The 1,135-nt window shown below is 67.2% G+C and carries 1 protein-coding gene and 1 pseudogene; both read right to left on the bottom strand.

Going from position 1 to position 1,135, the window contains the following annotated elements:
- Positions 1–513: pseudogene (gene purH, locus JCM25156_RS17545) on the bottom strand (bifunctional phosphoribosylaminoimidazolecarboxamide formyltransferase/IMP cyclohydrolase); the annotation flags it as partial.
- A 113-nt stretch (positions 514–626) separates the two neighbouring features.
- The coding region (locus tag JCM25156_RS17540; protein WP_025814189.1) for an aminotransferase class IV at positions 627–1,135 on the bottom strand (509 nt) is incomplete at its 5' end.

Raw genomic sequence — 1,135 nt, 5'->3', positions numbered from 1 at the left:
GCCAGCGTGGGTGCCGCCATTTTCCAGCGCGGTGATGATCTCCGCATACTGCGCCGGATCGGTCACGATGGCGACATGGGCATGATTCTTGGCCGCCGCGCGGATCAGGGCCGGGCCGCCGATATCGATGTTCTCGATACAGTCTTCCGGCCCGGCGCCAGACGCCACCGTGGCCTCGAACGGGTAGAGGTTGACCGCCACGAGGTCGATCGGGGCGATCTGGTGTTCCTCCATCTGCCGGACATGGGCGGGCAGATCCCGTCGGCCGAGGATGCCGCCATGCACCTGCGGCACCAGCGTCTTGACGCGCCCGTCAAGAATTTCCGGAAAGCCGGTATGCTCCGACACGTCACGCACGGCAATACCGGCCTCGCGCAGGGTGCGGGCGGACCCCCCTGTCGAAAGGATTTCGGCGCCATGGGCGACAAGGGCGCGGGCCAGGTCGAGCAGGCCCTTCTTGTCGGAAACGGAAATCAGGGCACGCCGAACCGGCACGGTCTTCGGGGGGGTCATCAGCGGGTGACCTTTCACGCAAGCTGGAAATGAGCCAATGCGGGTGGATTAGTCCAACCGTGTTGCGCTGGGCAATAAGCGAAATGCCATGGCTGGCCCCTGCATGGCGGAAATCAGGGGTGAACGCACGTGCGCATGGTGGCCAGCAGGTCCGGCCTGCGCGGGATTTCATGGCCATCGAGCCGCAGGACTTCCCGCGCGCACAGGCTGTTGAGGGTAAAGAGGGCTTCCGCCCCGCGCAGCATGTCCGGCGTCATACGCCGGATGTGCAGCACGCCCGCATCCACCAGCACGCCACGGGCGGTGCCGGGCAACGCGCCATCGGAAACCGGGGGCGTGACAGGCTGCCCGTCGATGCAGGCGACCAGCGTGCTGGCGCTGGTCTCGGCCACGTATCCGCCGCGATTGAGCAGCACGGCGTCATCCGCGCCGTGGCGGGCGGCGTCCATCCGGGCAAGGATGGAAGGCAGGTAATTCAGGCTTTTCACGCGCGAAAGCACGCTGTCCTCATCACGGTGGTACGGGGAGGTGACCAGCCGGACCGGCCCCTGCGGCGCACTGGTGGCGGATGCCGTAATCAGCACGGTCGGGGCGACTTCCGCCGGGGGCAGCAGCCCGCGCG

Source organism: Komagataeibacter kakiaceti JCM 25156 (genome assembly GCF_000613305.1).
The sequence above is the reverse complement of the archived record's forward strand: the minus strand, read 5'-3'. Positions and strand labels throughout refer to the sequence as shown.